Genomic DNA, 23,716 nt, shown 5'->3' with positions numbered 1-23,716 from the left:
GACAACAACTTGGGTTTTTAATAGACCTCTTTCGAAACTCGCTCAATTAAGAGCAAATGCGAGGAGTATACGAAGCACAGAGCCGCAGCGTACATGAAGTACGTGAGGACTTGCGCATCGACAGCGTCGCCACAGTTGCCATCAGGAGTAGAGTTAGGAAAGAGGTCTAATGAAGCATTAGCGGCATAAACACATCAGCTCTACACCTAACATACTCTGTGTTTTTTCAAGTTCATAACTTACTTTCTTACTTACGCAACAGGTCTATGATAACGAAAAATTATATCTCATTCAACCTAAATTACTATATATGCTGAACAGTTATTGAATAGGTTGTAATTCGTTGTAATGAAAGTTTATGTTAATTGTAACATTCTAGTAACAATTTATCCTATAGTTGATAAAATTTATATCAATAAAATATTAATGTACAATGCGTGTATTGTATTTTCAAACAATGTGATAGCAGAATCTAATATGCAGGGCATTAGCGGTGAGCGATGGAAGTTTGCCTGCGTGTGTTTTGTGTTGAACTGTTAAATAAATTAATTATTAATAAAGATATAGGTAACAAGTTATGCAAGGTATAAGTGGCGGAAATGGAGGTGGAAGATCAAACCAACCTAATAGACCTGAGAAAAATCAGCCTGATAAGCCTGATAAGTCTAAGTCTGATAAGCCGGATAATAAGAATATTTGTCCGAAGGGAGATAAACCATATAACCCAAAGATATAGCATATTTTAGCTAAGAGTTGTGTCAGAACCATGGGTTGTTGCAAGCTTGTGGTTTTGGCGCTTTTTTTACGTTCTATGCCCACATTATACTATTTCTCTCCTAGAACGCTCGTTTATACATCATCTTCTAATCGCGCTCTATTACTTCTGTCTTCTAATCGCCATCTATTCTTCCCTAGATTCTAATTTTTAATTATGCTATAATTGCGAGCATGCGAATGCGCGCATGCAAATTCTTCTGCTCAGTAGATGGTGTGCGATAGACTATAGCTTATTATGAATTCAGATAGATGGTAAAAATAAAGTGAGTTATTTCAGGCGCAAAACATACGAAGAAGCAGTGGTAAAACAGGGCGCTGCAATGCCCAGAACATTAGGTCCGCTCGATTTAGTGTTATTTGGCTCGGGTTCGATCATCGGTAGCGGAGTGTTTGTGCTCACTGGTATAGTAGCAGCAACATGCGCCGGCCCTGCTGTGAGCTTATCTTATTTAATAGCTGGGTTAGTGTGTATTTTTGTAGGACTGAGTTACATAGAGTTGGCCACCGCCATTCCAACCTCTGGTAGTATCTACACCTATAGCTGTATGGCTTTTGGCGAATTATTCGGTTGGATGATTGGGAGCGTAATTGTGTTAGAACTCGGCTTTGCCTCTGCTACTGTAGCGGCTGGTTGGTCTGGATATGCGCGCTCTATTCTTTTTTCTGCCACTGGCATGGAGCTACCCGAAGCATTATGCTTAAGCCCGATGGAAGGAGGAGTGGTGAATATTATAGGATTGATTATCCCTATAATACTTGGATATGTTCTGTACTTAGGTACTCAGAATAGCAAAAAACTCACCACTATCCTTTCTTGCGTAACAATCTTAGTAATATTGTTGTTTGTGTTTTTTGCCTATCCTAATATTGACTACGCAAACTACACGCCATTCATGCCCTTTGGGTTTGATAAAGTAATCTTTGGCTCCTCTATTTTATTTTTTGCATACACCGGCTTTGGTAATATCGCTACTACTGTAGATGAATGTAAAAACCCTAAAAGAGATATAGTAGTTGGCCTTATAGGAGCATTATTAGTAGCCGCTGTTTTGTTTATTGCTGTAGCATTTGCATTAACGGGTATAGATAATTATCAGAATTTAAACGCAGTGAGTTCTTTAGCTAATGCATTGGCAAAGCACGGTAATAATGCTGGCGCTGCCGTTGTGGCTATAGGTGCTGTGTGTGGTATGACGACCGTGTTAATGAGTCAGATTTATGCGCAGTCTCGTATATGTTATGTTGTGGCGAAGGATGGGCTGTTGCCACAGGGTGTAACAAAAATTCATCCAAAACACAAAAGTCCTTATGTGAGCATTCTGATATTCACTCTACTTGCTGCCGTTGGCGGTGGGTTTTGCCAGCCTAAATTGCTGGCACAAATGTCTAGCATGGGCTCTTTGATAGATTACATGACTATTTCTTTGATAGTTGTGTTGTTTCGAAAAAGAATGCCAAATATAGAAAGGCCGTTTAAATGCCCGGCAGTTTATTTAGTTTCTGTTTTAGCTTACTTTGCCTGTGGATATCTGCTGTATACACAAATGTTCGATGAAACTGGTTTAAGCTTTGCTGGCCTTTGCTTACTTGCTTGGTTTGCTTTTGTTTTGTTGGTTTATTTTATTACCAAGTCGCGCGTTCGTAAAGCAGCGTGACATTCCATGTAAATTGCTTTTTCACACAACATATGAATAAATCATTACGCATCTATAAACGTTTCGTCACTTGCTGTGGTATTGGCTGCATTCCCTGGGCCCCTGGTACTTTTGGTTCGCTGCTTGGAGCTTGCATCTACTTCGCTCTATATTCCTTGTCAGTAGATAATAGGATTATTGATGTTGTAATGTTTTTATTGTTTATTGCAAGCATTCCCGCTATTTCACGTTACATTAGAGTTCTTGTAAAACTCGCTTATGATGAGCAAATGCAAGGAGCATACGAAGCGCAGAACTTTGGGCGCGCTGAGATATGTGAGGATTTGAGTATTGGAGCAACGCAAGTCACGCCCAAAAAGTCTATGGTAGTAGCAGATATCTTTGATCCTACTGAAGTGGTGATAGATGAAGTATTTGGGCAAATGCTTACTTTAGATATAATATATCACTATGATATTAATCTATTGCGTAGTGGCTATCTTTGGTGGATAATTGCCTTTGTTACGTTTCGTTTATTTGATATATTGAAGCCATTCCCAGTTGGTTGGATAGATAGAAGGATTAAAAATGCTTGGGGGGTTATGTTAGATGATACCTTCGCTGGTATTTTGGCTGCAATTGTTGTGTGTATGATGAGCGACGCTTATGTTATATAGCCTCTATATAGCATCTGTATTGCAGTAACAATGAAAATAGTTCGGAAATTAAAAAATAATTTAAAACTCAAGCTAAGGTTATGCAAAAAAAACAAATTACTCCTGGTGAGATTCGGCAGTGTATTAGCAATATTTTGCAATTTATAGGAGAAGATGTTAATAGAGAAGGGTTGCAAGATACGCCGGATAGAGTGCTAAGAAGTTATACTGAGCTTTTTAGTGGTTATAATATAGATTTAGAAGAAATTTTCCGTGCGAAGTTTGCTGATGTACAATCTTTTAGTGATGTTATATTGTTACGAGATATAGAGTTTACTTCGATGTGCGAACATCACATGCTGCCATTTGAGGGTAGTGTAGATATAGCTTATTTACCTAATTCGTTGGTGTTAGGTGTGAGCAAACTGGCGCGTATTGTGGATTGCTTTAGCAAACGCTTACAAATTCAAGAAAAAATGACCAGCCAAATTGGTAATGCTATTCAAGACTTTTTATCTCCGCAAGGAGTGGCTGTGCGTGTGCGGGCGAAGCACTATTGCATGGTAATGCGTGGCGTGCAAAAGAAGAGAAGCGTGATGGAGACCTACCATTATACAGGTTCTTTCTTGCAAGATAAGGCGAGTTTTTTAAATTTGTTATTTTAATTTTAATGAATAATAAAATAATAACTTATAACACTATACCTCAAATCAATAATATTTTTTATGTTGCTTTCTAAATATTTTTTACCAACCTCTAAAGAAAAGCCTCTGGAGGCTCATGTTACTTCTCATTCGTTAATGCTTAGGGCTGGCATGATTACTCAGCAATCGGCTGGCATATACAGCTGGCTGCCTATGGGTTTGCGGGTATTACAAAAAATTTCTAATATAGTTCGAGATAACATGAATCAATGTTCTTTAGAAATATTAATGCCATGCATCCAATCTGCCGATTTATGGATAGAATCTGGTAGATATGACGATTATGGCAAGGAGATGCTACGTATTCAAGACAGGCACGAGCACGCCATGTTGTTTGGGCCAACGCATGAAGAAATGGTAACTGATATATTTAGAAAATACGTTAAGTCTTATAAAGAATTACCGAAGAATTTTTATCAAATCCAATGGAAATTTCGAGATGAGATACGTCCGCGCTTTGGGTTAATGAGAGGCAGAGAGTTTTGTATGAAAGACGCTTATTCTTTTGATCTTACTCCAGACGATGCTCGCGCTACTTATAACCAAATGCTTGTAGCATATCTCAAAACTTTTGCAGATCTTGGGGTGTATGCCATACCCGTGATGGCTGATAGTGGCCCTATAGGAGGAGATTTGAGCCATGAGTTTCATATAGTCTCTAATTCGGGTGAGTCAGATTTATTTTATGATGAGCGCTTCGATGAGCTCATGCAAAATCCGGTTATGAATTTAGAGCTATTAAAGAGTTTGTATGCTGCAGCAGATGAAAGGCATGAGAGTAGTAAGGTGCCAGCGGGCGTGAAACTTAAAAATACTAAGGGGATAGAAGTAGGGCATATTTTTTATTTTGGAGACAAATACTCTAAAAGCATGCATGCTGCTGTGCAAAACCAGAGTGGAGAGCTTGTGAATGTGTATATGGGTTCTTATGGCATAGGCGTGTCGAGATTAGTGGCTGCCATTATTGAGTCCAGCCATGACCAGCATGGCATAGTTTGGCCTATGTCTGTGGCGCCATTTCATGTGTCGTTGATTAATTTAGATCCTGAGGACGAAGCTACTTCTCGTGAGGCGGATAATCTATATCAAGATATGCTACATCTTGGCCTGGAAGTGTTATATGACGATACTCATAAGAGCGTTGGGGCGAAGTTGGCTACTCATGATCTCATTGGTATACCTTATCATGTAATAATTGGCAAGAGAGGATTGCAGCAAGGAGTGATGGAGCTTAAGGTGCGTGCTAGCGGTAAAAGGGATGAGTTAAAATGCGAAAGGCATCTTGCCCAGGAGATTAAGAGAGTGATTGATGAGGGCGCGAGATAGCTTATCGTGCGTTTATTAAGTTGAGAATTCATTAAGTTTGGATATACGTTAGATGTGAGGCTAAAAAAGAAGAAAAGTTTATATTTGATAGAATTTCTGTTGCCACTGGTCTTATTTTTATCTGGTGCGCTCTATCCTATTTCCCTTGAATCTAAGCCAGATGAGTTAGAGGTGATGGCTAATAATGGACCTCTTCTAAAATTTGCTCATAATGAGCAAATGCAAGAGGTGCATGGAGTGCAGAACCGGAGTGTTGAGGATGCGAGCGTTAGAGCGACGACGCAGTTGGTGCCAGGAGTAGAGTTTGAAAAGAGGTTTAATGTCGACAGAGATGAGTTAGCTGGCGAAGTGTTTGATCTATATCATCAAGTGAATGAACCTGATTTTTTAGAACTATTTCGATATTTATTTAATTTAGAGTTCGTTATCAATGCTAATTCTTTTGTTTTAGATGGTAAAGTTTCTAATGATAAATTATTTCAAAGATATCATGGGCGGAATGTTTTTTCTGTAGATTTAAATGAAATTCGCGCCGCTTTAGAGCAATATAATTTATATAGCATGGTGAAGGTGCGCAGAGTTTTGCCGTGTAGTATTGTGATAGAAACCACAAAGCGCGAACCGATTGCTCTATTTTATTATGATGGTAAGAGGTATTTGATAGATCGTTATGGCGTATTGATATCTGAAGATTACAGAGATATTGAATATTTTCTACCAAAAGTAAAGCTAGAAGTGTTTGGACAAGGAGCGAATATACATCTGTCTGCGCTTCTAGACCAGTTTCAAAAATTTCCTGATTTAGCAGAGAAAGTGCGAATGGTACGTAGAGTAGGAAATAGGAGATGGGATGTGTGTTTTGTTCAAGAAATTGTTGTAAAAATGCCAGAAGAACATGCGGAGTTTTTAGAACGTCTAGAATATTTAGATGCGCTGTATAAGCAAAATAAATTATTTGATTCCGGTTATTCTATTTTAGATTTTAGGGATAGTAAATGTTACGCAAGTAAAAAACGATAACGAATAAAAGACAAGAATGAATAACAAGAAAAAAAAGTTTTATACCATCGTTAATTGGAAAATGCATTTCTCCATAGATCAAGCTGAAGATTTCCTACATCATTTATCTAGTCTTATTCAGCGTGATTATGAAGAATTAGTTATTGCGCCCCTTATGCCTTATTTATTGTATCTGATGAGAAAATTCCCGGATATTAATTTTGCTTCGCAAGATTTGAGCGAAATACAATGCGAGCAGGGTGCTTATACTGGAGAGTGTGGAGCCCATCTGATGGCGCAATCTGGTGTGAGATATGCTATAGTAGGCCATAGCGAGCGCAGATTTAAAATGCGTGAGACTAATGAAATAACGCTTGAAAAACTCAATGCAGCTTTAGAGTTTAATATTCAACCTATTTTGTGCGTGAGTGAGCCAACGGAAGTGCGCAGTTGTGGGAAGTATTTAGCTTATGTGATAGAACAAATAAATTATTTTTTAGATGAGATGAAAAGAAAGCGTGGAGGTTTAAGCGACCATCTTATCATAGCTTATGAGCCTTATTGTTTTATTGGTAATAAATGCACCTTGCCCATTGATAGAATTAGCGAAGATTTGTATTTATTGAATAAACATTTGTCTAATGCGCTTGATAATTATGAATTGATTTATGGTGGTTCTGTAAATCCGAGCAATATATCAGACATACGTGGCATTTCTTTTATTAGTGGCGTGTTAATAGGTAGTAGCGGCCTTGAAGTGGATAGTTTATTAAGTATTTTGCAAAAAACTGTGGCTAGGTTAGATGTGTGTATGTAGCTTAAAATTTATTCTGTAATTTTTCTTCAATAATTCAAAACAGTTGCGCCGTGAAATTTGTTGCCTCTGCCCCAGCTAGCTTAATGTTATGCGGAGAATATAGCGTTTTGGAAGATGGTTATAGTTTAGTGCTAGCTGCGAATAAAAGAATTAAGATTACTATCGCACATCGCCCACAGCTCGCACTTGTCATTACTGATGCAAAACATTTAATGAATGGTGGCGTTATCATGCAAGAAGGGCGCGAGTTTCTATCTAACAATTCATTAGTCTCGTTTATATTAAGGGATTTTCAAATTTTGGAATCTACCCCACTACTATTGTCCATTGAATCGCAAATTCCCATTATGGGCCTAGGCTCTTCTGGTGCATTGATTGCATGCATGACAGCTTTGTTGTTACTGTACACAGAACGCATCTCATTACCTTTATCTTATAGTCATTTAGAATTAATTTATCAAAGGGGTTGGGAGATTGCTAGGGCTTTTCAGAGTTCGTATTCATCTGGCTCGGATATTGCTTGCAGTATACTAGGCGGGATGATTCTGCATCGTAAACATGGTTTATGCGTTAATAAGAGTAATAGCGTGCCTTATGAGATATGCCTGATATATTGTGGCTATAAGCGCAAAACGGCAGATATAATATGGCTCACGCAAAGGCTGGATGACGCATCAAGAATTAGATTGTTTAAAGAGATGGATTTTAATTCTTTAATGTTGTTTGATGGTATAAATAATAGAGATAACGCCCTTATTAGAAACAGCATGAATAGCGCACACAGAATTTTGCAAAATCTTGGTATGAGCGATTTTCTACTCGATAGTATAGTGCAAAAGATGAATGCGCAGTCTAGATATGGCGCAAAAATTTCTGGATCAGGGTTGGGCGATTGCGCTCTTACTTTTAGCGCATGGGATGATCCTGACGCTGTTTATGCTAAAACTCCCTTGCCTTTCGCTCCTGCTTTTGATGATGCGAGTGACGCGATGAGAGCGGGTGCTATTTGCGAGCTGAGGTGTGGGTGCGATAGTGTTGGTTTATGTGTGAAGAAAGATGTGATAAAAAGAATTAATTAGAGTAGGGGATTTGTTGATTTCTGAGAGATGCAATAAAATTATTCATATCATTTGGTAGGTCTACCTCGAATGTTATCCGTTTCTTGCTTATTGGGTGCGAGAATGAAATGCAATATGCGTGCAGGGCTTGGCGCTTCATTGCGTGCATTATGAATTGTTTGTATGGCAATGATATGTTCTTGGGTATATTACGACCCAGTGCTCCATAGGTCATATCTCCCACGATAGAGTGGCCGGCGTGGCTAGCATGTACTCTAATTTGATGAGTTCTGCCAGTATCTAAAGTAAACTCCACTAGGCTTGCTATTCCATAAAATAACTCTAAAGTGCGATAATGAGTTATGGCGATTTTTCCTTTGCTTTCATCCATAGCAATGGCCTGCATTTTTAATCTGTCCCGCATACTGCGAGCGATTTTTGTTTCAAACTTGCCGGAGGAAGGTTTAAACTCTCCCCATACTAACGCCTTATATTTGCGATGCACTAGCCTTTCTTCTATTTGTTTTGATAGAGAGTAGTGCGTGGTGTTATCTTTTGCTACAAGCATCAATCCGGAGGTGTCTTTATCTAGTCTATGCACTATACCTACTCTATGAGGGTCACCTAAATTAGACAGTTTAGAGTATCGATAGAGTAGAGCATTTACTAACGTATTATCTTTATTGCCGGCGCCAGGATGCACTGTTAAGTTAGCTGGTTTATTGATTACAATCAAATATTGATCTTCATATACTACGTTAAAATCGATATCTACCGCTTTTAGTTCAGTGGTATAAGAATTATGCGATTCGTGTTGTGTTATATCTATTTGCACTACATCTTCTTCTAGAAGTTTCCTACTAGCTTTTACGCAATTGTTGTTTAGTAACACTTTGCCATTTTCAATCAAATTTTGAATATATACTCTAGAGTAATGAGAAAAAGATTTAGCTAAAAAAACATCTAATCTCACTCCAGAATCACTACATGTCACAATCAAAGTCTGCATACTTTTGAATTTCGTATATTAAGAGAGAACCATAATTTGCAAAAATTAAACTGATATCTTCTATATCGCATAATTGCAGTATAAAATGCTCTAAAACATTATATAGCGTTATTGTCTCTTGCGTTACTTGCTGCATCATTGTTTGATACTTAGATTCATGAAATTTAAAAGATTGCGCTTTTACTTCTAGGCGGATTTTATAGATGTTGCGCTTGCGATTTGTAAAAAAGCTAATACAGATGAGAGCAGAAGTAGGACGTGTAGAAGAAATGTGCAAAGCCAAGCCGATTAAAATTCTCTTTAACGTTTCGGGAATTTCGTGTATTTGACAATCTACATAGACGGTTGCATGCTCTATGCTTAACCTTAAGTAATGAATAACTATTTCATTGATTTCTCTAGTGGCGCTTTTGTTGTATTCTATAGCTGGTGACACAAGATGATTAAATGCAGTTATCTTGTAAAAGAAGGTGGATATAGAGGATTCTAGCAATTCCGCCGGTTTAGTGCTTTGGTGATTTGCGCCAGATTGTATAATATCGAAACTCGATTTAATTACTGAGAAATTACTGGATAAATCGTGTAGAATTTTCGTCATTAACACTTTTTGCACTTCTAACAAGTAATCATCTGTACTACTATTATCAAAATAGTCTGCAATTTTTGGATAATACATCTGGGAAACTAAAGATAAGAGTTATATGATTAATTTTGCACTTAACAAATTACATGATACTCTATGTGCAAGACATTTAATAGACTTGTTGTAATTTAAGTTGTACTGTGGGCGATGAGGCGTTAGTTACGTGGGAAATAGAGAATTTGTAGGTTTATTGAGGTGTGCGTATATATAATTTATAGAGCTATAGTATGGAACAAGTTGTGGTATTAGGGGCGGGATTAAGTGGTATGATAACGGCATTGCACCTTCTTTCTGAGGGTATCAAGCCTATTTTACTAGATAAAATAAACCTTGCTCAGGCGGAGTTTTGTTTAGATAATAGAACGACGGCCTTAACTAATCGCTCTATATTGTTATTACGTAAGATTGGAGTTTTTGAAAAATTACAGCAATATTTAACGCCAGTGAAAGAAGTGTATATTGTTGATAATCATTCTGCTTCTGAATTGCTGCAACTATCTAGCGATGGGCTTGGTGGTGAAATTGGATATATTATCAAAAACAAGGATTTTAAATCAGTTTTGGCTCAGGTGGTTTTAGAGGAGATTGATTTTAATCTCGCCAATTATGTTAATCTTATAGCTCATGAGGATCATACTACCGTAGTATTAGACGAAAAAAGCGAAGTGCACGCTCAGCTGGCAATATTATGTGATGCTGATTTTAATAGAGCAATTAAGGATCAATATTTTTGTTATCGTGTAGAAAAGCAATATCATCAGAAAAGTGTGGTGTTTGATGTGTGCCATGAAAAACCTCATAGCAATGCTGCCTTAGAGCATTTTTTACCTTCGGGTCCCTTGGCACTTCTACCGCTATGCAGCGAGCATCAGTCTAACGTGGTGTGGAGCATGGACGACCAGAGCTTTGGATTATTCGAGCGCTTGAATAATGATGAACGTGCTAGCATGTTAGAAGAGTATACCGGTTATTTTTTAGGTGCGATGCGTGTTATAGAACCTCATATGCCTGATATTCATGCTAGTGATGATTGGGTGAGGCATCACTCATATAATTTGATTGCAAAAATAGCAGAGAATTACTTTTATAATAGAGTAGTGTTGGTATCTGATTCTGCGCATATACTACATCCAATTGCTGGACAGGGATTTAATCAGGGTATGAAAGATATTGAGAGCTTATGCTGGAATTTACATATTTCTGGTATTAATACCGATGCTCTCATTGCATATGAACAACAAAGAAAGATGAATAATTTGTTTATGTATCATCTTACTAATAGTATTAATGGAATATTTTTAAATCAGTCTTTAGTTTTGAGTGCGATAAGAAAGAAAGGGTTAAAGTTGCTGTCTACATGTTCTTATGGTAAGAGATGGTTTGTGCAGTATGTTAACAGTTTGTAGAGTTGACGTTGGCTTTGAGAGATGAAAAAAATTTACACTTTATCAAACTCCCCCCCTCTTTTAATTGTTAATTAATTTATTTATATTTATTTTTTTATGTATCGGTCATTTTTATCTTCAGTATTTATGGTAGTTATTTATACTCTCAGCACTTGCCCATATTGCCTTAAGGCGAAAAATTTGTTGGATTCTAAAAATGTTAAATATCAAGAAATAATCGTTGATAACTACACTAAAGAACAAAGAGATGAGTTAATTAAAAAACATGGCATGCGCACCTTTCCTCAAATTTTTATTAATGATGAGTTGATAGGTGGATGTAAGGAATTGCATGATCTAGAACAAAGCGGCAAGCTAGACAAGATGTTGATCTAGCGTAGCCAGAGCTGAAAACTCGCAACTGATACTTAGATTGCATGCTGCATGATCTATTATCCAGTCATCAACTGATTATAAGAGATCTGCGCGCCGCGCTTTCTGCTCTGCGGCCTGGGATAGTTGGTATTATGGCTGCAACAGAGGAGGGTGTGGTGGGGTTAGGATCGTCTATCCCATGGCGATATCCACTAGAATTAGATTATTTTTTGCAAATTACCCATGGTGCAAGGGTTATTATGGGACGCAAGACTTTTGAATCTATGCCGTCCTCGTTTTTTCCTGCTCGTCGCACGATAGTGCTTTCTATGCGTAGTAATTTGGGCGTGGGTAAGCTTAGGTTGAAGCAGGATGATAAAAGCACGATTGTTTTTTGCAGAGATATCGCTAGTTGTATTGCTTTAACGCAAAATCGCCATGAGAGCGTCTTGCGGGCACATCTGCCTGAACAGGTTTTTATGATAGGTGGGGCGGAGGTATGTAATATGTTTCTTCAAAAAAATTTATTATCCGCGTTTCTTCTCACAAAAATACATAAGCATTATAATGGTGATGCGCTGCTAGATCTTGAGCATTTGTATGGCTGGCATTTGGCTAGCAACTATGTATTTGATGAATATACTATTTCCCTTCTATTGAATCCCCTTGCGAAGTAAAGGAATAGGTATACTATGGTAGTGTGTTATTCGACTATTACTTGCATATTCTGGAATTGAAGCGAAATATTCATAATGCGCTGCGTTTTTTGGTGGCATGTATTTTGTTGTTAGCGCGCAGGTATCGCGTGTCTTGTATATGCGCTATGTGTTTTTGCTCATCATACTTGATTCAGTTATTATCTTTCAATTTTGGAAAAATGAATTTATTAGTAATGAATTTTATCGCCATTTATTTTATTTCTTTGTGTTTAGGCTATTGATAAATTATATGATACATAATATACTCCTTGTACCTTAAGGAATATGATGATCAGTCTATTTTTTATAAAGAGTATTAGCGGTATAGTATGCTGTGCATGTAGGGCTTTGTTGACCTAAAGATGCAAAATAGGAGTGTAGCTCAACTGGTAGAGTACTGGTCTCCAAAACCAGGTGTTGCGGGTTCGATTCCTGTCACTCCTGCCATTTTTTATTGGCTCCGCTATGCTGTGTCTTATATTATTGGCGTGATGTTGTTGCATTTTTTCTATCTTGCATCCGTCTACTCTAATATCCTTTAAATTATTATCTCTTTTTATATATCCCTGCGCCTATAACAAAATCGATAGCTTTGATTATGAAAACTTTGCATCAAATTCGCAAGACTTTTACTAATTATTTTGTACAGCAGGGTCATAGCCTGGTGCAGTCGAGCTCTTTATTGCCTCACAATGATCCAACATTGATGTTTGTGAATTCTGGCATGGTGCAGTTTAAAAATGTATTTACTGGTAAGGAGGTGCGAGCATATAGCAAGGCTACTTCTAGCCAGAAATGTATTAGGGCAGGAGGTAAGCACAACGATCTAGAAAATGTTGGCTACACCGCCCGTCATCACACTTTTTTCGAAATGCTTGGTAATTTTTCTTTTGGCAATTATTTTAAAGAAGAGGCTATATACTATGCCTGGGATTTAGTGACGAAACATTTTGCTATTCCAGGGGAAAAATTATATGTAACGGTATATCATACCGATGAAGAAGCTATCAATTTTTGGAAAAAGATAGCTGGTCTTGGCGATGATAGAATTATTAAAATCACTACTAATGATAACTTTTGGTCAATGGGTGATTTAGGCCCATGCGGCCCTTGTTCTGAGATATTTTATGATTATGGCGACTCGGTGGCCGGCGGTTTGCCGGGAACCCCTGAGGGTGATGGAGATAGATATGTAGAAATTTGGAATATGGTGTTTATGCAATTTGAGCAAGTTGCAAAGGACCAGAGGGTTAACCTACCGAAACCATGTATTGATACTGGCATGGGTCTTGAGCGTATCGCCTCTGTGCTACAGGGTATGCGAAATAATTATGATATCGATTTATTTCAATCTATAATATGCGCGGCTCAAGATTTATTCAAGATTAAAGCTACAGCAGATAATATCACGTCTTATAGGGTAATTGCTGATCATATTCGCGCTTGCACCTTTCTGATTAGCGATGGTGTGATTCCTGCAAATGAGGGGAGGGGTTATGTGTTGCGGCGTATTTTGAGGCGTAGCATTAGACATGCATATAATATAGGAGTAAAAGATTCTTTGTTAACAAAAATTGTGCCGTGTTTAGTAGATCTTATGCATGATGTGTATCCTGAAATTAAACGCGCTCAAGAGTTTGTGCAGGATGTGATATATCACGAAGAGATGAGATTTAGGCGAACTTTAGCTAAAGGTATGGAGTTGCTTGAGCAGGAGATGAGTGATGGGCAGACGTTTTCTGGAGAGACGGCTTTTAAACTATATGACACCTACGGTTTTCCGTTAGATTTGACGCAAGATGTTTTAAAGCAACGTGGTGTTAGTGTTGATCTGGCTCAATTTGAAGAGCAGATGCAGCAGCAAAGAGAGCGCGCTCGAAAGGCGTGGGTTGGTTCTGGCGATTCTGTGGATGATAAAATTTGGTTTGATTTGCGTAGTGCGCACGGAGTGACAGAGTTTGTTGGATATAGTTTTAATAAAATTCAAGGGCAAGTATTGGCGCTAATTAATAAACAACAAGTGCAAGAGATATCTGAGGCGGGTCAGAGTTTTTTTTTAGTGAGTAACCAGAGTGTATTTTATGGCGAATCTGGCGGACAACTTGGGGATAAAGGATGGATTATTAGCGAAGATTGCAAGCTTCAAGTGGTCGAGACCAAAAAGCATTTAGGTATACATGTGCATCATTGTATTCTGGAGTCTGGCAGAGTGAAGGTTGGAGATTGTATACAGTTAGAAATTGATGTAGAATATCGGCAAAATCTTCGAGTGCATCACACGGCAACGCATTTATTGCATGCAGCAATACATAAGATTTTAGGGAAGCATGTTGTGCAGAAGGGCTCGTTGGTGAGTAGTGATAGATTAAGATTTGATGTGTCTTATAATGGAAGCATCACTGTGGAACAGATCTTGCAAATAGAGCATCATGTTAATGATGTTGTGAGACGCGATTTAAAAGTGCAAACAGTACTCATGCCACTTGAAGACGCGATAGGGCAGGGAGCGATGGCGCTATTTGGTGAGAAATATGATGCAGACGTGCGAGTTGTGAGTATATTTTGCGAAGAGACTGATGGCGATTCTAAGATGGATAGTCGTGCTAAGATCGATGGCGGTTCTAAGACGAATGAGGCTTTAGAGAGAAGCTATGGCGTTGAATCTGTTGAATTGTGTGGTGGCACGCACATTAAACGTACTGGTGAAGTGGGTTTGTTTAAAATAGTGAGTGAAGCGTCAATCGCGACGGGTGTGCGTAGGATTGAAGCTGTAGCTGGAGCTTCCGCATTAGATTATGTGCAGGAACAAGAAAGTTATTTACGCAGTATTGCGCAAATTTTGCTTGTTTCGCCAAAAGATGCGAAGGATAAGTTAGAAGTCTTGATGAAGGATAGGAAAGAGCTGGCTAGTCGTTTAGAAAGTGTGCAGATGCAATATATTGCTCAGAAGTTGACTGGAGCGGTTGTAAAAAAGGGGAAGGAGGATTATTCTGTTTATTGGGTGGTGCTTGAAGAAATGGAAAGTAGGGTTGCAAGAAACTTTGCAGACAAGTATAATCAACCAGGAGTAATCTTTGGCTATGTGAATAAGTGTGAAGGGCAGCTCTTTTTAACCGTTCATGTTGCTACTGATCTACAAACAAGGTATTCTGCTAAAGATGTTTTATTGCGCGTTGCTAATGCCATGAATGTAGGGCTAAAAGGAGGTGGGAGTGTAGCGACGGCGCAGGGTTCCTTTGGTTGCGCTTTGAATGATTTGCAAAATGCATGGGATAGAACTCTATGATAGGTAGCGTAAGTGTTGGAATTGATGTTGCGTTGTGTGGTTTTTATCGAGAAAATATAAAAATATAATTTATAAAAATGGTATATTATGTCTTTTTCTAGTTTAAATAAAGTAACCCTTTTGGGTAATGTTGGTCAGGTGCCTGAAATTAGGGCTATGAATGGCGGTAATGAGATGGCCTCTTTTAGTTTGGCTACCTCTGAGTCTTGGAAGGACAAGGCTACTGGCGAGAGAAAGGAGAAAACCGAGTGGCATAGGGTTGCGGTTTTTAACCCAATTTTTGTTCAAATGACAAAAGAATCTGTTGATAAAGGCACTAAACTATATGTGGAGGGCACTTTGCAAACCAGAAAGTGGACTGATGCCAGCGGCCAGGAGAGGTATACTACAGAAGTAGTGCTGCAGGGTTATGGGTCTACATTAATCGTATTAAATGGAAAAGGTGAGAAGAGAGAGTTTGATGCTATGAATCATAATGATGGTGAGGCATCTCAATTGATGGAAAATGAAGATGAATTGCCATTTTAGCGAGAAGTATATTAGTATTGTTTGGCATTGCGCTTTGCTAAGTTAAGTTGAAAAGATTGGCAATTAAACTTGTGATGTTGAGTTGAAGGTGTTGAAAGAGTAAAATGACGCTTGCACATTGAGTTGTTCCGTGATAGAATTACCGTTGACTTTGCATCAAATTTATCCATGATCTACATTATCTATTTCAATATATGAGATGCGTGATGAGATGCGTGAGAATGTCGCATAGCGAGTGATGTTTCGATTGTCATAACGCCAGGGCGCGAGGGTTTGAAACTAAGGGATGTATTGAGCTTTGAGACATTGAGTTTAGAGATTTTGGCTTTTAAATGAGCGGATACGAGACTTTGTATTCATCATTATATTTATTAGGCCTTTTTGAAACTCGTGCTAGGTCAATAGCAAATGTAAGGAGCGAGCGCATGGAGCAAAAGGGGCGCGTGACAGTGCAGATCTTCGATTGTGCATGGTAAGTTAGGCGAAGATTCGAGCGGTGACTGTGCGGTTGCTATTAGCGGCGTTTAGAAGGAGAGTTATTGCATTGGACAGCCGCGATTGTTCCTGGATGCGTGTTTTTATGTGAGTGTGTTTTTATATGAGTGCGTGAGCGTTTGTATTTGCTGTGTGTTTTTATTTTGTGAGTTTGTGATTTTCACTGATTTATTTGTATAGAGTATAAAATAGGGTTATTTAGTTATGCGTAATGCCAAAAGAAGAGCTGGAGTGCGAAAATTAAGAGTAAGAAGTAGGATAGCAAGGGTATCTGACAGATGCAGATTGTCTATTTTTAAGTCTTGTAGGCATGTGCATGCTCAGTTGATAGATTTAAATGGAAATCCATTACTTTCCGCTTCTACTTTAGAAAGGGCTGTGTCTGGCGAAAAAACGGCTGACGCTTCAGGCGCTCAGAATACTGCCCGCAAGTCTTATAGCAACAAGGAGTTTGCGAAGAAGATAGGTGCGTTGATTGCTGAGAGGGCTAGTAAAATTGGCGTAGTAGAAGTGGTGCTAGATCGTGGCCCTTATAAGTATCATGGTGTAGTTGAAGCATTTGCTAATGCCGCGAGAGAAAAGGGGCTGAAGTTTTAGTATACCCGTCAGTGTCTGTTTAACGGGCTTGATGTTTTGTGTTTTATTAGTCCAAAAGAATAAGAGGACCTGGGAAAGGCTATAAATTGACTTGGGTACAGGAAGAGCTGGTAATTTGTGCTGAGTAGATAGTTTGTGGTTGACTGATAGAAGGGATAGGTATTACGCATCTAAAGCGTGATGTAAGTAGACGGAAGCGATGTGCAGTAAAAATGAGTAATAACAGTAAATAGCAATAAGTAATATAATAGTATTAGTTAATCGATGAAAAAGAAAAATAGTAATGACACTTTAGTTGAGCATATAGCGTCCATTAAAAGAGTTTCTAAAACCACCACAGGTGGCCGTAAATTTTCTGTGTCTGCGTACATGATTGTTGGAGACAAAAGTGGAAGAGTTGGATATGGCAAAGGTAAAGCAAAGGAAGTGAACGAAGCTAAGACCAAGGCGTCTGCAAAAGCCAGAAAGAGTATTATTAGAGTGCCCTTAGATCGTGGTCGCACTATACATCATGACGTGATAGGTCGCAGTGGTGCTGCAACTGTGATTTTGAAGCGTGCAAAGTCTGGTAAAGGCATCATCGCTGGTGGACCGTTACGTGGAGTGTTTGAATGTTTGGGGATACATGATATCGTAGCTAAGTCTTTAGGTTCTCGTAACTCTTATGCTATGGTGGAGGCTGTTTTTGATGCTCTCTCTCAACTCTCTTCTCGTCGCGCAGTGGCGAATAAAAGAGGTAAGAAAGTTGGGGAGATTATGACTCTTAATTCTGCTCGTCTTGCTAGGGAAAAGGAGAAGTGAGCTAGCGTCCTCCGTTATTTCTGTTGGCTCTACTGACTCTCTATAGCAGCTTCAAAAGTGTGAGAGTATAGAAGTAAGACTTTTGCATTATATTTTTTTAGCTACTTCGTCTTTATGTAGAGCTAGCGGTTGGTGTATGCAACATTAAATATGACCTATAGAGTGAGGTCTCTTGCAAAAATCCACTCCCGATGGTGGTGGTTGTGTTGTTTCTGCTCCTGAATCCTCACGTACTGCATGTGCGTCAGAGGTTTCTGCACTTCTGCTCTTCTTTATATATCGCTTATGACTGGTGTGGTATTATTTTGTGGTTTGTGTGAGTTTGGGAAGGAGTTTTTTGCAGGAGATCTGGGTTTTGTAAAAGGTCTCATGCGACGCGACTTGATATTGCAAGTGGCGGTTTAGTTGTATATATTTCGTTATATATGGGCGTGAGGTTTTAGCAGAAGTTTTGTTAGGACTGTTGTTCATTAGACCCTCTTGTTCATTAGATCTATTGATATATACTTACTTGTGAGCAGTGAGTGCAGAAGTGCGTTCTTGCGCAAAGCGTCAGGTGCATGAAGGAATGGTGGCTTTGCATCGAGCGGTGTGGCGGTTGCTATTGGCATTATGGCTTTATGAGAGTGTTGTGAGAGTAGTAGTGTTATTAGATTTCTTTCGAAACTTACACTAGGTCAGGAGCAAATGCGAAAAGCGAATGGAAGGAGTGTACGAAGTCTAGAACTTCCAGTGTATATAGTAGTTAAGTAAGGGTTTTGAATCGATAGCTACAGCGTAAGTCGCTATAAAGGAGTAGAGTTTGAAAAAGAGGTCTATTGTGGCAAACGCAAGTTAAGCGCGAGAAATATAGTGGTGCATGAAATCCAAAGTGTTAGATATATGGACTCTCAAGCGGCTTTTGAATTATGTTATAGAATTGTTGATGTATGTGTGCATCTAGCGCGATCTATTTGCAATTTGTAGATATTGTCTATTATATAGATGTAATAATGCAAAAAGATGTCAGGATGCGTTAAAGGAGTTTAAAAGAGTATTAAAAAGAAAGGTGTAAAATGACAAAAGATCAAAAACAACAGTTAAAAGTTAGACAGATTGGTAGTGCAATTGGTACCAAACCGTTTCAGCGTGCTACCTTAAGGGCGCTTGGATTGCGTAAGGTAGGTGACGAGAATGTGTTGCCGAATTCTCAGTCTGTTTTGGGTATGCTGAATGCTGTGCACCATCTTGTGTCTCACGAAACGATATAAAAATTATTTTTGTCATTATTTGTCTATTAGTTTGTTATTAGTTTTGATACTAGAGTTGCTGGCTTGAATGTTTATGCGATTGGTTTAAATTATTTATTTGATTATTTAATCCGAGCGCCTTGTCGTAGGTGTGCTGAAGGTAGTACAATAGATTCCACACTCCTGTTTATGGAGTGAGTCTGAGATGCGTGAATGTTTAGGTCTGTCTCAAGCAAGCAGGGGTTTAGTTTTAGAAGGTTGGGTAGTAGTTGCAGTGATGAGTTAGAGTTTTGCAAGAAACCTAGTGGCGCTATACGGCGGTAGATGCGCAGATTTGGCTGCAAGTCGCCTAAGCACTGAGTAGTAGCTGTGGTGTGTGCGAAACTCGAGAAGTATAGGGAGACCTCTTTCTGAACTCTATTTCTGATAGTGGTTGCTTTGTCTCTGCCGATTCAAAATCATTGCTTAACTCTCATGCGCACTGGGAGTCCTGCTCTTGCGCATGCTCCTTATATTTGCACTCAGGGGGCGAGTTGTGGAAGAGGGGTTAGTGTATGTATATAGTCATGGTTGTTGTAGGCACGAGATGTTTGAGTAAGGGGCTTACAAGGCAGTTGCGGTAAAGAAATAAAATGCTTTATAAGAAATTTTATAAATAATCCGTTACCGCTTAGCTTTTTGTGACAACGCTCTCGTTAGCAAGAATGTTATTGCTTGGGTATTACCCTGCTCGCAACGACTTGATTGCTTGCAGATTTATCGTGGGATTTAGACAAAATGCAAAAATTTCATTAGGTCTCTTTCCAAACTCGCTCAATTAAGAGCAAATGCGAGGAGCATACGAAGCGCAGAACTCCTAAGCATACATGAAGTTAAGCGAGGCTTTTGAAGCGGCTGACGAAGCAGTCGCCATCGGAAGTAGAGTTGTGAAAGAAGTTTAGTCGTTAGCATTAGAGCGCATCTCTTCTCGTGATATGGTTGATGCATTTGCTAGGTACCGTTAGTGTTCGTGTTGCAGTATCCAGATGCTCTAGGCCGTTGTTGGTGGTGCTTGTGTTTAAGCGAAGTTTGTTTTTATTTAGGTCAAGTTAGATAGTAATTAGATCAAGTTAGATCGAGTTTATTGGGTCACCTTTTGTTGGGATCACCTTTTGTTGTCCGCGCAATTGGTTGCGAAGTTTGTTAAAAGAAAAAAGAAAAAGAAAGGAGCAGTAGTTATGAAATTAAATGAATTAAAAAACAATCCAGGTTCTAAAAAGAAAAGGATGCGCGTTGGACGTGGTATAGGTAGTGGCAAGGGTAAAACATGCGGGAGAGGTGTGAAAGGGCAGAAATCTCGCTCTGGGGTATCTATTAAGGCTTTTGAAGGTGGGCAAACTCCATTGATCAAAAGATTGCCTAAAAGAGGATTTAATCCTCTGTCTCGCAAGTCGTTCCGAGTGTTTGCGTTGGATCAATTAGCCTTATTGCATATTCCTTCTGCCACTATCACCAAAACTACTCTCGTGAATGCCGGTTGGATTAAAAGTGCAAAGGTGTTGGTGAAGGTTTTAGCTCCTAAAGATGTGAGTGCTGTTTTGCCTCAAGACATGAGTGTGCAGCTAGATGCTTATTCAGGTGCGGTAAAAAGGATATTAAAAATTTCTTAGAACGGGTAGTAAGACAAGTAATTTTCAGATCTAGTTATAAAAAATCTATCTATTAGACTTGCGTGCCAGCTTTATCTTAGGTTTATGATTTTTTTATACACCTGAAAGCTACGGATAAGACCCTATGGCATACAAAATTGTATGAATATGTATGAGATGGAAGAGGTTTTTGCCCGACGTGTCTTGTACATTTGTCATCTATGTCAACCTATAAATTTATGATGGTTTTTGCATTAGATTTCCTTGAAAGCTCGCCTAAGTCACGAGTAAATGCAAGGAGCATACGAACGGAACGCTTGGTGTATATGGGTTTTAAGTGAGTGTTGTAAATTGATAGTGACGGGTTTAGCTGTCATCAGAAGTAAGGTTTTCAAAGCAGTCTGATTTGGCGCATTGTGATTTGGCGCATTGTGTTTTAAATTAGTAGATTTCTTTTCGCAACTCGCTCGCGATGAGCGAATAGACCTCTTGCATAACCTAAAATGAAGGAGAAATTTTTAAAAAAAATGGTGTTGAGCACCGTAGCATACTCTAGTATGCGAGGAGCGCAAGGGAGTTTTAACAACAAATTACCATTCAGAATGGTTATGCAAGGAGGTCTATGCAAAGGAGTGTACAAAGCGCAGAATTCCTGGCGTATATGGACTTAAGTGAGGGTTTCGAATCGACAGCGCCGCCACAGTTGGTATGAAGGAGTAGAGTTTTCCGAAGAAATATAGCCCTAATCAAGTTTCAGTAAATACATTCAGTGAGATATGAGCAAAAACTCTGTTGATATAAATTCCATGTTTAGTCATGATTTAATAAAAAAAATAGCGGTGACTTTGGGTCTGCTGTTGGTTTGTAGATTTGGTTCGTTTATTCCCGTGCCTGGCATTGATTCTATCGCTCTTGAATCTGTAATGGAGCGTAGTAATGCGGGTGTTTTGGGAATGTTTAACGTGCTTTCAGGTGGATCTTTGGGCAGGATGTCTATTTTTGCACTTGCGATTGTGCCATACATCACTTCTTCTATCATGGTGCAGTTATTGACGATGATTTATAAGCCGTTGGAAAATCTCAAGAAAGATGGTGAAGCAGGGCGTCGTAGAGTGAATCAGATTACTCGTATGTTTACTGTTTTTTTAGCTGCTTTTCAGGCTTATGGTGTGGCGGTGACTTTGCAAGCATTAAGTAATGGTGCTACTCCGATAGTTGTTTTGCCCCCTGTTTTATTTAAAATGACTACCGTGCTCACTTTGGTTGTTGGTACAATTCTTTTGATGTGGATAGGGGAGCAGATTACTGCATTTGGTATAGGCAACGGGTCTTCTCTCATTATATTTGTTGGTATAGTTTCAACAGTACCCGGCGCAGCTCTTAATACTCTAGAATTAGTGCGTAAGGGGGTTGTTTCTTATCCTTCAATTTTGTTACTGCTTTCGCTGATAGGTGTAATGGTGTGGATTATTATATTTTGCGAAAGGGCGCAACGCAGACTGACAGTGCATTACCCCAAAGGTAACTTTGGCCCACAGAAACTTGCGCAACCTGATACCAATTACATTCCATTTAAAATTAATACTGCAGGCGTTATTCCTCCAATGTTTGCTAGCTCAGTTTTGCTTTTTCCTACCACTATATTAAATTTTATTTCTACTCAAGATGATGGTGCTTTGAGTTTTCTGTCTTATCATTTAGGTCATGGTAAACCTTTATATATTCTGCTTTATGTTCTGTTGATAGTCTTTTTTAGCTTTTTCTATACCGCATCTGTATTTAATGCCGATGAAACAGCCGATAATTTACGCAAACATGGAGCATATATTTTAGGCAAAAAACCTGGCCAAGACACAGCCTTTTATTTTGATTATTTACTAACTAGGCTTGGGGTGATAGGTTCTGTTTATCTAGTGTTCATATGTCTGATACCCGAGATGGTGATGAGCTATTACTCTCTTTCATTCGCTTTATCCGGCACCAGTTTTTTGATAGTTATTAATGTGATTCTAGATACTGTGACGCAGATTCAATCGCATCTTTTTAATCAAAGATATCAGAAGTTAGTCAAAAAAATGAGAATTGTTGGTCGCAATAATAAGCTCTAAGTGATGCAATATCTGATAGATCTTGACCCAGTTATATTTTCCATTGGCATTTTTAGTGTTTCTTACTATTCATTATCTTATGTTATTGGTATAATGTTTGGTTGGTCATATTCTCTTTATCTTATTAAGCGTTTTCAGTTATCATGCACAAAAGATCAGTTTGATGCATATATATCATGGTTAGTGTTAGCCGTGATTTGTGGTGGTCGGCTGGGTTATGTGCTTTTTTACGATTTGCAAGCATCTCTCCATTCTCCATTGAATATTTTAAAAACCTATGAGGGGGGTATGTCTTTTCATGGGGCTCTGCTTGGAATAGGCGTGGCGACTTATTTTTTTGCTAAAAAACATTCTCTGTCATGTTTGGTTATTTCTGATTTAGTTTCCGTTTCTGCGCCAATTGGTATTTTTTTAGGTAGGATTGCGAATTTTATTAATAAAGAATTACTTGGTAGACAGTGCGGAGAGGGTTTGGTGTGGAAGGTGCAATTCCATCCTAATGATGTTTTTCGGCATCCAAGCCAGATATACGAGGCATTATTAGAAGGAGCATTGAACTTTATCATTCTATATTATTTTATTGTGTGTAGACAAGGGATGCGATGTAGAGGTAAGGCTACTGCAATTTTTTTAATTAATTATGCGGTCTTTCGTATTTTTGGAGAATTATTTCGAGAATCCGTGCGCTCTTTTATACCCGGCGTGAGCCAGGGGCAAATACTCTCTCTACCTATGTTATTACTGGGGTTATTATGCTTATTACGTAGCACTTCGAGAGTGCCTGATAGGTAAATTTTTCGTTATAATGAAAGGAAAATGACAAAAAGCTATAGCAATGATTTAAGAGAAAAAGTAGTAGAATATTTAGAAGCTGGGAATAGTTATGACCAAGCATCTAAATTATTTAAAATAAGTGTATCAGCAATAGGAAGGTGGTATCGAAAATATAAAAAAGAAGGTAAT

The 23,716-nt window shown here is 38.6% G+C and carries 23 protein-coding genes and 1 tRNA gene; 22 read left to right on the top strand and 2 right to left on the bottom strand.

The window, feature by feature from the left end; translation table 11 throughout:
* The first annotated feature begins 577 nt into the window (after window positions 1-577).
* From Sarmat_RS01615 to Sarmat_RS01580, 8 genes are all read left to right on the top strand, one after another.
* On the top strand, window positions 578-736 hold the full coding sequence (locus Sarmat_RS01615) for a hypothetical protein (RefSeq protein WP_202149108.1): 159 nt from the start codon (window positions 578-580) through the stop codon (window positions 734-736).
* Window positions 737-1,040: 304 nt separating this feature from the next.
* Window positions 1,041-2,432 (top strand): amino acid permease, encoded by a 1,392-nt coding sequence (locus Sarmat_RS01610; protein ID WP_202149107.1) that lies wholly within the window; start codon window positions 1,041-1,043, stop codon window positions 2,430-2,432.
* A gap of 32 nt (window positions 2,433-2,464) precedes the next feature.
* A complete protein-coding gene (locus Sarmat_RS01605) occupies window positions 2,465-3,088 on the top strand; it encodes a phosphatidylglycerophosphatase A family protein (RefSeq protein WP_202149106.1) in 624 nt (207 codons plus the stop codon).
* A gap of 80 nt (window positions 3,089-3,168) precedes the next feature.
* Entirely contained in the window at window positions 3,169-3,732 is a 564-nt protein-coding gene (folE, locus tag Sarmat_RS01600) for a GTP cyclohydrolase I FolE (protein WP_202149105.1), read from the top strand.
* A gap of 60 nt (window positions 3,733-3,792) precedes the next feature.
* Window positions 3,793-5,097 carry a proline--tRNA ligase gene (proS, locus tag Sarmat_RS01595; RefSeq protein WP_202149104.1) on the top strand — a complete coding sequence of 435 codons (1,305 nt, stop codon included), beginning with the start codon at window positions 3,793-3,795 and terminating at the stop codon, window positions 5,095-5,097.
* Between the two features lie 84 nt (window positions 5,098-5,181).
* Entirely contained in the window at window positions 5,182-6,117 is a 936-nt protein-coding gene (locus Sarmat_RS01590; RefSeq protein WP_202149103.1) for a cell division protein FtsQ/DivIB, read from the top strand.
* Between the two features lie 16 nt (window positions 6,118-6,133).
* Window positions 6,134-6,913, top strand: coding sequence for a triose-phosphate isomerase (locus Sarmat_RS01585; RefSeq protein WP_202149102.1), 780 nt, complete (start codon window positions 6,134-6,136; stop codon window positions 6,911-6,913).
* A 50-nt stretch (window positions 6,914-6,963) separates the two neighbouring features.
* Window positions 6,964-7,992: a GHMP family kinase ATP-binding protein gene (locus Sarmat_RS01580; protein WP_202149101.1), complete on the top strand. Its 1,029-nt coding sequence runs from the start codon at window positions 6,964-6,966 to the stop codon at window positions 7,990-7,992.
* Here Sarmat_RS01580 and Sarmat_RS01575 read toward each other — a convergent pair.
* Entirely contained in the window at window positions 7,985-8,980 is a 996-nt protein-coding gene (locus Sarmat_RS01575) for an RluA family pseudouridine synthase (RefSeq protein WP_202149100.1), read from the bottom strand. The two genes, Sarmat_RS01580 and Sarmat_RS01575, sit on opposite strands and share 8 nt — an antisense overlap.
* Window positions 8,955-9,578 carry a hypothetical protein gene (locus tag Sarmat_RS01570; protein ID WP_202149099.1) on the bottom strand — a complete coding sequence of 208 codons (624 nt, stop codon included), beginning with the start codon at window positions 9,576-9,578 and terminating at the stop codon, window positions 8,955-8,957. The genes Sarmat_RS01575 and Sarmat_RS01570 overlap by 26 nt, the downstream gene beginning before the upstream one ends.
* 272 nt (window positions 9,579-9,850) lie before the next feature.
* On the opposite strand from Sarmat_RS01570, the gene Sarmat_RS01565 reads away from it, so the two are divergent.
* The 14 genes from Sarmat_RS01565 to Sarmat_RS07290 all read left to right on the top strand — a co-directional run.
* Window positions 9,851-11,029, top strand: coding sequence for an FAD-dependent monooxygenase (locus Sarmat_RS01565; RefSeq protein ID WP_202149098.1), 1,179 nt, complete (start codon window positions 9,851-9,853; stop codon window positions 11,027-11,029).
* A gap of 96 nt (window positions 11,030-11,125) precedes the next feature.
* Complete coding sequence (gene grxC / locus Sarmat_RS01560) at window positions 11,126-11,404, top strand: glutaredoxin 3 (protein WP_202149097.1); 279 nt, start codon at window positions 11,126-11,128, stop codon at window positions 11,402-11,404.
* A gap of 41 nt (window positions 11,405-11,445) precedes the next feature.
* Window positions 11,446-12,060, top strand: coding sequence for a dihydrofolate reductase (locus Sarmat_RS01555; protein ID WP_202149096.1), 615 nt, complete (start codon window positions 11,446-11,448; stop codon window positions 12,058-12,060).
* 392 nt (window positions 12,061-12,452) lie between these two features.
* Window positions 12,453-12,528 (top strand) — tRNA-Trp (locus Sarmat_RS01550).
* Window positions 12,529-12,679: 151 nt separating this feature from the next.
* Entirely contained in the window at window positions 12,680-15,367 is a 2,688-nt protein-coding gene (alaS, locus tag Sarmat_RS01545; RefSeq protein ID WP_202149095.1) for an alanine--tRNA ligase, read from the top strand.
* A gap of 87 nt (window positions 15,368-15,454) precedes the next feature.
* Complete coding sequence (gene ssb / locus Sarmat_RS01540; RefSeq protein ID WP_202149094.1) at window positions 15,455-15,895, top strand: single-stranded DNA-binding protein; 441 nt, start codon at window positions 15,455-15,457, stop codon at window positions 15,893-15,895.
* Window positions 15,896-16,594: 699 nt separating this feature from the next.
* A complete protein-coding gene (gene rplR / locus Sarmat_RS01535; RefSeq protein WP_202149093.1) occupies window positions 16,595-16,987 on the top strand; it encodes a 50S ribosomal protein L18 in 393 nt (130 codons plus the stop codon).
* A gap of 264 nt (window positions 16,988-17,251) precedes the next feature.
* Window positions 17,252-17,788, top strand: a complete 537-nt coding sequence (gene rpsE / locus Sarmat_RS01530) for a 30S ribosomal protein S5 (RefSeq protein ID WP_202149092.1) — start codon at window positions 17,252-17,254, stop codon at window positions 17,786-17,788.
* Between the two features lie 520 nt (window positions 17,789-18,308).
* Window positions 18,309-18,464 carry a hypothetical protein gene (locus Sarmat_RS01525; RefSeq protein WP_202149091.1) on the top strand — a complete coding sequence of 52 codons (156 nt, stop codon included), beginning with the start codon at window positions 18,309-18,311 and terminating at the stop codon, window positions 18,462-18,464.
* Window positions 18,465-18,843: 379 nt separating this feature from the next.
* The gene (rpmD, locus tag Sarmat_RS01520) at window positions 18,844-19,038 is read left to right on the top strand and encodes a 50S ribosomal protein L30 (protein ID WP_202149090.1); all 195 of its coding nucleotides are present in this window, start codon (window positions 18,844-18,846) and stop codon (window positions 19,036-19,038) included.
* A 1,196-nt stretch (window positions 19,039-20,234) separates the two neighbouring features.
* Window positions 20,235-20,666: a 50S ribosomal protein L15 gene (rplO, locus tag Sarmat_RS01515; protein ID WP_202149089.1), complete on the top strand. Its 432-nt coding sequence runs from the start codon at window positions 20,235-20,237 to the stop codon at window positions 20,664-20,666.
* A gap of 755 nt (window positions 20,667-21,421) precedes the next feature.
* Complete coding sequence (gene secY / locus Sarmat_RS01510; protein WP_202149088.1) at window positions 21,422-22,753, top strand: preprotein translocase subunit SecY; 1,332 nt, start codon at window positions 21,422-21,424, stop codon at window positions 22,751-22,753.
* Between the two features lie 3 nt (window positions 22,754-22,756).
* Entirely contained in the window at window positions 22,757-23,545 is a 789-nt protein-coding gene (lgt, locus tag Sarmat_RS01505) for a prolipoprotein diacylglyceryl transferase (protein ID WP_244127095.1), read from the top strand.
* Between the two features lie 24 nt (window positions 23,546-23,569).
* Window positions 23,570-23,716, top strand: a 147-nt coding sequence (locus Sarmat_RS07290; RefSeq protein ID WP_202149086.1) for a helix-turn-helix domain-containing protein, incomplete at its 3' end; no start/stop codon positions are given.

The organism is Candidatus Sarmatiella mevalonica, from assembly GCF_016751895.1.
Classification (GTDB): domain Bacteria; phylum Pseudomonadota; class Alphaproteobacteria; order Rickettsiales; family Rickettsiaceae; genus Sarmatiella; species Sarmatiella mevalonica.
The sequence above is the reverse complement of the archived record's forward strand: the minus strand, read 5'-3'. Positions and strand labels throughout refer to the sequence as shown.